Source organism: Geminisphaera colitermitum TAV2 (assembly GCF_000171235.2).
Taxonomy (GTDB): Bacteria; Verrucomicrobiota; Verrucomicrobiia; order Opitutales; family Opitutaceae; genus Geminisphaera; species Geminisphaera colitermitum.
Genome location: NZ_ABEA03000107.1, coordinates 1 through 7,953 on the forward strand (window position 1 = coordinate 1; position 7,953 = coordinate 7,953).

General features: G+C 62.0%; 7 protein-coding genes and 1 pseudogene. 6 read left to right on the forward strand and 2 right to left on the reverse strand.

The genetic code is table 11. The annotated features are described in order from the left end of the window. Positions 1 to 139 (reverse strand): annotated as a pseudogene (locus OBACDRAFT_RS31120) (phosphoribosylanthranilate isomerase); the annotation flags it as partial. A gap of 234 nt (positions 140 to 373) precedes the next feature. On the opposite strand from OBACDRAFT_RS31120, the gene rpmF reads away from it, so the two are divergent. The 6 genes from rpmF (at position 374) to carA (ending at position 5,923) form a co-directional block, all read left to right on the forward strand. After that, entirely contained in the window at positions 374 to 553 is a 180-nt protein-coding gene (gene rpmF / locus OBACDRAFT_RS12970) for a 50S ribosomal protein L32 (protein WP_043586239.1), read from the forward strand. Between the two features lie 69 nt (positions 554 to 622). Beyond that, positions 623 to 1,711 (forward strand): phosphate acyltransferase PlsX, encoded by a 1,089-nt coding sequence (gene plsX, locus OBACDRAFT_RS12975; protein ID WP_043586240.1) that lies wholly within the window; start codon positions 623 to 625, stop codon positions 1,709 to 1,711. A 219-nt stretch (positions 1,712 to 1,930) separates the two neighbouring features. Continuing rightward, on the forward strand, positions 1,931 to 2,917 hold the full coding sequence (locus tag OBACDRAFT_RS12980) for a beta-ketoacyl-ACP synthase III (RefSeq protein ID WP_043586241.1): 987 nt from the start codon (positions 1,931 to 1,933) through the stop codon (positions 2,915 to 2,917). A 7-nt stretch (positions 2,918 to 2,924) separates the two neighbouring features. Then, the gene (gene bamD, locus OBACDRAFT_RS12985; RefSeq protein WP_043586242.1) at positions 2,925 to 3,992 is read left to right on the forward strand and encodes an outer membrane protein assembly factor BamD; all 1,068 of its coding nucleotides are present in this window, start codon (positions 2,925 to 2,927) and stop codon (positions 3,990 to 3,992) included. A 41-nt stretch (positions 3,993 to 4,033) separates the two neighbouring features. Next, positions 4,034 to 4,567: an LPS assembly lipoprotein LptE gene (lptE, locus tag OBACDRAFT_RS12990; RefSeq protein WP_052361934.1), complete on the forward strand. Its 534-nt coding sequence runs from the start codon at positions 4,034 to 4,036 to the stop codon at positions 4,565 to 4,567. A 183-nt stretch (positions 4,568 to 4,750) separates the two neighbouring features. Beyond that, positions 4,751 to 5,923, forward strand: coding sequence for a glutamine-hydrolyzing carbamoyl-phosphate synthase small subunit (gene carA / locus OBACDRAFT_RS12995; protein WP_043586243.1), 1,173 nt, complete (start codon positions 4,751 to 4,753; stop codon positions 5,921 to 5,923). A 335-nt stretch (positions 5,924 to 6,258) separates the two neighbouring features. On the opposite strand, the gene OBACDRAFT_RS13000 is transcribed toward carA, so the two are convergent. Next, positions 6,259 to 7,953 (reverse strand): ribonuclease R family protein (locus OBACDRAFT_RS13000; protein WP_043586244.1); only part of this gene is annotated, 1,695 nt, incomplete at its 5' end.

Below are 7,953 nucleotides of genomic sequence, written 5' to 3' on the forward strand. Positions count from 1 at the left end.
CGTAGGCGGCAGGCGTGAGGGCGCGGGGGGATTTGGGATAAAAAATGAAACCGAGCCACGACGCGCCCGCCTCGGCGGCGAGGTGGGCGTCTGATGCGCGGGTGATGCCGCAGATTTTGAGCGTGGTGGTGTGTTTCATGGCCGGCGCAAGGGGAGAATCGGGCAAAATTGAAGCGGTGTGGGTGTCCGGCTCGCAATCTCTGTTTCTGTTCTCTGTTTCTGTTTCGAGGCCGGCGAGACGCCCTCCCCACTTTTTTCCTGCGCAGGAATCCTGCCTTGACCCGGACTCGCCGGGCCTTAGCCATATCTCCTTTTCGCCCGACGCAGGCTTCCCGCCGATATCGCGGACATCACATCTAAATCCACAGTCACCATGGCCAATCCGAAACGCAAACAGTCCAAGAGCCGCAGCGCCCACCGCCGCGCTGCCAACGCCTTTCAGGCTCCCGAAATCAGCCGCGATCCCGCTGACGGCAGCGCCGTCGTCCGTCACCGTGTCAACACCAAGACCGGCATCTATCGCGGGCGCCAGGTTCTTGATGTAACCGTCTAAGAAACACGTCCGCCCGCCGGACCCTGTTTCCTCACGACGACAACACCAGCACCCTTCCCATCTCCCGCGATGGTTCCGCACACCGGTGACACCGGCCGTATCGCCATAGATGCGATGAGCGGCGACCTTGGCCCAGCCGAGGTCGTGGCCGCCGTAAAATTGGCGTTCGACGAGTCCCCGCACATCAACCCGCTCACGCTCGTCGGCGCTGAGGATGTGTTGCGGCCTCTGCTCGCGGAGCACGGCCTCGACAACCTGCCCGCCTCGCGTCTGGCCATCTGCCACGCCAGCGAAGTCATCACCATGGATGACAAGCCTCTCAAGGCCCTCCGCGCCAAGAAGGACTCCTCCATGGTCCGGGCTATCGAATTGGTCAAACAAGGCGAGGCCTCCGCCGTGGTCAGTTGCGGCAACACCGGCGCTCTTATGGCTGGCGGCACCCTCCGCCTGCGCACGCTTGATGGCATCGACCGCCCCGCGCTCTGCGCCATCATCCCGCGGGAAAACGGTTACTTTGTCCTCATCGACGCCGGCGCCAATCCCTTGGCCGAGCCCGAGCACCTCGCGCACAACGCCCTGCTCGGCAGCCACTACGCGCGTGTCATCCTTGGCGTGGAAAAGCCCCGCGTCGGTCTCCTCACCATCGGCACCGAGGAGGGCAAGGGCAACCTGCTCACCGCCGGAGCCAGCACCCTGCTCAAGCAGGCGGGCGCGGCCGGCATCCTCAATTACGTCGGCCCCACCGAAGGTTTTACTGTTTTCACCGACCATTGCGACGTTGCCGTGTGCGATGGTTTCACCGGCAACCTCCTCCTTAAAAGCTGGGAGTCGCTGCTCCACTTTTTCAGCGACGAACTCAAAACCGCGCTCAAAGCCAACCCCATGCGCATCGCCGGCGCCATGCTCTCGCGCGGCGCGTTCAAGGCCATCAAGGCGCGCGTCAACCCCGAACGCTACGGCGGCGCGCCGCTCCTCGGACTGCGCGGCAACGTCCTCAAAGCTCACGGCTCCTCCAACCGTCAGGCCATCAAAAGCGCCATCCTTTCCGCCGCCAAAATCATCCGCGCCGACCTCCTTTATCACATCGAACACGACGCCGCCCGGCTCAACGCCGCCATCGCGCCTCCAAGCCCGGTGGGCGAAAAAGTTGAAAGCTGAATCGCTGAAAACTGAAACGGGACCCGGCGGCGTTTAAAAAACCACCATAACACTCCAGCCCCGCCGCCTCCGACGCAGTGTTATGAACGCTCCCCTCTCCTAATTTCAGTTTTTCAGCATTTCAATTTTCCGACCTTTTCTTCAATCGCCCGCCACCTCTTTTTCCGCCTCCCGGCTCTCAACACTCTCCCGGCCCTCATTTCCGTCACACCTCATTCCATGTCTTCCCCCGTCTTTGCGATTCTCGGCACCGGCTCGTTTGCACCCGCCAAAGTTCTCACCAACGAAGAACTCTCCACTCGCGTTGACACCTCCGACGAATGGATCGTGACCCGCACCGGCATCCGCTCCCGGCACATCGCCAGCGAAACCGAGACCACCTCCTACATGGCGACCAAGGCCGCCGAAGTCGCCCTTGCCAGCGCGGGCCTCACCCCTGCGCAGATCGACCTCCTCATCGTCGCCACCTGCACCCCCGACCAACCCATCCCCTCGACCGCCAGCTTCGTGCAAACCCGCCTCGGACTCCCCGAGACCACCGCCTGCGTGGACATCAACGCCGCCTGCACCGGCTTCATTTACGCGCTCGACATGGCTTGGGCCATGCTCGCCAGCGGACGCTACCGCCACGCCCTCATTATTGGTTCCGAACGCCTCTCCACCTCCGTTGACTGGACCGACCGCACCACCTGCGTGCTCTTTGGCGACGGAGCCGGTGCCGCCGTCCTCGGACCCTCGCCCGCTGGCTCCAGCGCACAGATCATCGGAGCCCGTCTCGGCGCCATTCCAGGCACGGCCGGACTCCTGACCATCCCCGGCGGCGGCAGCAGTTGCCCAACCGTCACCGCCGAAACCCCCCGCTTCATCCAGATGAAGGGCCGCGAAGTCTTCAAATACGCCGTCCGCGGCATGCAGGACTCCGCCCGCGTCCTCCTCCAGCAGCATGACATCCACCCTGCCGACATTGCCTGCGTCATCCCCCACCAGGCCAACCTGCGCATCATCGAAGCCATCGCGCAATACCTCGAATTTCCGCTCGACCGCTTTTACCTGAACCTCGACCGCTACGGGAACACCTCCGCCGCCTCCATTCCCATCGCGCTCGACGAAGCCCGCCGCGCCTGCCGCCTGCGTCCCGGAGAGATAAGCCTCCTCGTTGCCTTCGGGGCGGGCTTGACCTGTGGGTCAGCGCTGGTTCGCTGGTGACTTTTTTATGCGGTCCACTTCCCAGCCATTTCGTTATCTCCAAGCCCTTTTGTTTTTAGCGGTCACCCTTTTCGCAACCCACCTGCGCGCCGACATTGTCTGGACCCCGCAGGCAGGCTGGCAGGTTGAAGGCGGCGCCCTCGCTCCCTACTTCTCCTCCACCGAAGGCCGCAACGCCCTCGAACTGATGAACAAGGCCCGCGCCGACGAGGAAGCCGGACACGAGTCCTCTGCCATCAAAGGTTACCTCCAGGTCACCAAATCCTACGGCACCTCCATCTACGCTCCCGAAGCGCTCTTCCGCCTTGGCGGCCTCTACAACAAGGAACGCAAGTTCACCAAAGCCTTCGACGCCTATCAGGAAATCGTCAGCAAGCACCCCAACTACGCGAAATTCAACGAGACCATCGGTGCCCAATACCGCATCGCCACCGGCCTCGTTGACGGCGCCCGCGGTCGTATTCTGGGTGTTTTTCCCGGTTTCAAAAATCGCGGCAAAGGCGTCGAACAACTCGAAAAGATTCTCGTGAGCGCCCCCTACAGCGAATACGCGCCGCTTGCCCTCATGAGCATTGCCCGCGGTCACAGCCTTATGGGCGACCCCGATGGCGCGATCGACGCCCTTGATCGCATGATCAACAACTACCCGCAAAACTTCCTCGCCCCCGACGCCTACATCAAACTCGCCCAGGCCCACGCCGACCTCGTCGCCGGCCCCAACTACGATCAAGCCTCCAGCCGCCAGGCCCTCACCTACTTCGAAGACTTCCTCATCCTCTTCCCCAACGACCCCAACGCCACCGCCGCCACCAAGGGCGAGGGCGACATGCGCACCATGCTTGCGCAAAGCCGCATCAACATCGGCGATTTCTACTACTACAAACGCTCCAATTACCCCGCCGCCCGCGTTTTTTACAACGAAGCCATCACCCTGTATCCAAATTCTCCTGTCGCCGAAAAAGCCCAGAAGCTCCTCGCCGATCTCAGTGCCGACGAGGCCCGTCACAGCGCCCCCAAAACCGACGTTCCCGACCGCGCCGCCCCCGCCGCCAAAAAACGCTTCTGGCTCTTTTAGGCTTTCCTGCCCGCTCTCTCGCGCCCCGCAACATACCGACCATGCGTATTCACCTCTCCCGCCTCTTTGCGCCCTTCGCTGCCGCCGCACTCGTTTTGTTTTCCCTCGCCGGATGCTCGCACTACCAGCTCGGCACCAACAACCGCGTCAAGTTCGACACCCTCTACATCGCCCCGGTTGGTAACAGCGCCGCGCTGCCTCAGGCTCAGGCCGTGGTGACCACTCAACTGCGCGAGACCTTCCTCCGTGACGGACGCGTCATCCTCGTCAACACGCCCGAAGACGCCGACGCCATCCTCAAAGTCGATCTCTCCAACTACTCGCGCAACACCGCTGTTTCGCGCAGGGACGACACTGGCCTTGCCCGCAAATTCGACGTCACCCTGCGCGCCCGCGTCACCCTTTTGGACAACAAGGAAGGCGGAAAACCCATCTTTACCGACCGTCGCCTCGAAGCCGTCCGTCAGCTCTACACCGACGACGGCCAGCAACTTCAGGCCGAGTATCAATTGCTCCCCCTCCTCGCCGAAACCCTCGCCGAAAAAGTCCGCGGCTCCGTCCTCGACACTTGGTGACGAGTGGCGGCCAGTCGGAAGACTGCATGGCACATCATACAAAATCGCATTCGCCGAATGATTGCGAAACGATGAAAATAAGTGCATTCCAGTGCACTTCTGTATCAGGACAACTGCAGCCCATCACAACTCCTCAAAAACCCACTTGCGAGCCGGGGCATGGAGATTTTTCGTTTCTCTTTAATGTCCACATCCAAGCCTGCCGTGCTCGCACTTGAAGATGGCTCCGTTTATCGCGGACTCGCGTTCGGAGCCGACGCCACCGTTTCCGGGGAGTGTGTCTTCAACACCTCAATGACCGGCTATCAGGAAATCATCACCGACCCGTCCTACTTCGGCCAGATCGTCACCATGACCGCCCCGATGATCGGCAACTACGGCATCTCGCCCGAGGACAACGAAGCCTCCCGCCCGATGGCCTCCGGCCTCGTCGTGCGCGAACTCTCGCCCGTGGTCAGCAACTGGCGCTCCCGCCTCTCGCTCGGCGACTACCTGCGCCAGAACGGCATCCCTGGTATCAGTGAAGTGGATACTCGCGCCATCACCAAGAAACTCCGCGTCGATGGCGCCATGAAATGCTGCATTTCCACGCTCCCGCTCACCGACGCCGACGCCATCGCCCACGCCCGCGCCTGGCAGGACATCGCCGGCAGCGATTACGTGAAAGACGTCACCTGCGCCGCCCCCTACGTCTGGAGCGCCGAAGATCCGGCCAACCACAACTCCGCCTACGTCCCCGCCGGCACGACGCTTGGTCTCCCCCCCCCACCCCCCTCCCGTTACAAAGTCGCCGCCTTCGATTTTGGTGCCAAGCACACCATTTTCCGCAAACTCGTCCGCCACGGATTTGACGTCCTTGTGTTTCCCGCCACGGCCACCGCCGCGCAAATCCGCGAGCACAACCCCGACGGACTCTTCCTCTCCAACGGCCCCGGCGACCCCGCTGCGCTTGCCTACGTGCACAAGACCGTGACTGACCTCCTGCCCGATTACCCGACCTTCGGCATCTGTCTTGGCCACCAGATGATCACGCACGCGCTCGGCGGCAAAACCTTCAAACTCAAGTTCGGCCATCGCGGCGGCAACCAGCCCGTGAAGAACATCGAGACCGGCAAGGTTTCCATCACCGCGCAAAACCACGGCTTCGCGACCGACCCAAAGAGTCTCGAAAAAACCGGCGCGATCGTCACCGAGATCAACCTCAACGACAACACCGTCGAGGGGCTGCGTCACAAGGAACTGCCTGTTTTCTGCGTGCAATATCACCCGGAAGCCGCGCCAGGTCCCAATGACGCCGATCCGCTTTTCGCCGACTTCCACGCGCTGATTAGCAAGCGCAAAGCGGGGAAAATCTGACCGCCGGAAACATCAGGCGAGTTCACGAACAGGCGCGGATAAAGACAGGATTTCCCGCAACGGCGCGACGGTCGCAACGGCCCAAGCTGACACCCTTTTTCGTTCAAAGATATAATAACAATATCAAGGAACTCACGCGGAGGCGCGGAGGACGCGGGGATTTGTTATTTTTTCCTCCGCGTCCTCCGCGCCTCCGCGTGATATATTTCTGATCGGGAAACGGTATGAACCGTTGCGGGCGTTGCGAGCGTGGCGAGAAATCCTGTCTTTCTTCTCGAACATGTCAGACTGTCGCTTCGCTCGGTAAGCGGTTGGGTTTGGAAATTGCTGCGAAACTACCGCGCGGGCTTGAAGTCGATGAGGCGTTTGAAGCGGTCCACTTTGGATACGATGACGTCGAGTTTGGCGCCGAGTTCGTAGCGCGGCTGGCCTCGGCGGGCGGCGAGGGCGGCTCCGTCAGGGGTGGGGGCGTAATAGGCGTCGTTGCCCGCGGCAGCGGAGAGTTCGGACGCAGGGATAAAGCCAAAGGTCATCGACTCCTCCAACTCGATGAAGAGGCCGTGCGGCCGGACTTCGGTGATGATGGCGGGGAATCGCGTGGGTGGCTTTTTCGTGAGTTCGCGCTCGAAGAATTCCACGAGCTTCACTTTCACACTTTCGCGCTCGGCTTCCTGGGAATTGGTTTCGGTGAGGCTGAGGTGTTCGCCGAGATCGGCCATTTGCGAGGCCGAGTAACGGGTTTTGTTGCCAGACCCGGCGGTTGGCGTGGCGAGGTGGTTTTCGAGGACGCGGTGGACGACGAGGTCGGAGTAGCGGCGAATGGGCGAGGTGAAGTGCGTGTAGTCACGTTTGGCGAGGCCGAAGTGGCCGTCAGCCGTGGAGCGATAGCAGGCTTTCTTGAGGCTGCGCAGGAGTTGGGTGCGCAGGAGGTGACCTTGCGCGTGCTGGTCGAGCGCGGTGATGACCTTGGAGAGTTCGGAGCGTTTGGTGAGGTCGCCCGCCTTGATGCCGGACTCGGCAAGGGTGTCGCGAAATTCGCTGAGTTTTTCGGGATCGGGTTCGTCGTGGACGCGGTAAAGCGAGGGGAGGCGTTTGGTTTTTGTGAGGCGGGCAACGGCTTCGTTGGCGGCGAGCATGAACTCTTCGATGAGTTGGTGGCTTTCGTCGTTTTCGATTTTTTCGAGGCGGTCGGCGTAGCCTTGTTCGTCCACGAAAACTTTGGTCTCGGGCATGTCGAGGTCGAGCGAGCCGTTTTTCATGCGGGCGCGGCGGAGGCTGGAGGCAATGGCCCAGAGTTCGCGCACCCAGCTTTGCAGGGAACGGAGTTCGGCGTCGTCAAGCGAGGAGAGGGCGCGTCCGGTGGAGCCGGTCTGGTGTTTGGGGGGGAGGGGGAGGGCGCGGATGGTTTCGAGTTTTTTCTCGAAGAGGAGGGCGTAGGCCTGGCGGTAGGTGAGGCGTTTGCGGGAGCGGATGACGGCGCTGGCAAAGGCGGTGTCGGTGAGGCGGCGTTTGGCGTCGAAGGTGAGGAGGACGGTCTTGACGAGGCGGTCCTGCGCTTCGACGAGGGAGCAGAGTCCGTTGGAGAGTTTTTCCGGGAGCATGGGGATGACGGCGCCGACGAGGTAGGTGGAGTTGCCGCGCTTGCGGGCTTCGTTGTCGAGGGCGGTGCCGGGTTTGACGTAGTGGGAGACGTCGGCGATGTGGATGCCGATGCGGATGCGGTCGCCGTCGAGGTGTTCGATGGAGAGGGCGTCGTCGAAGTCCTTGGCGTCGTCGGGGTCGATGGTGAAGGTGGGGATGTCGCGGTAGTCGAGCCGGCCTTTGGTATCGGTGGTTCGGATACGGTCGGGAATGGCGGCGGCTTCGCGGATGACGGCGTCGGGGAAGGCGGGGTCGAGGTCGTATTTGCGGAGAATGGCGGTGAACTCGGCGCCGGGTTCGAAGGTCTTGCCGAGGCGTTCGATGATTTCGCCTTCGATGATGGCGTGGCGGTTTTTCCACTCGCGGAGTTTTACGACAACTTTGTCGCC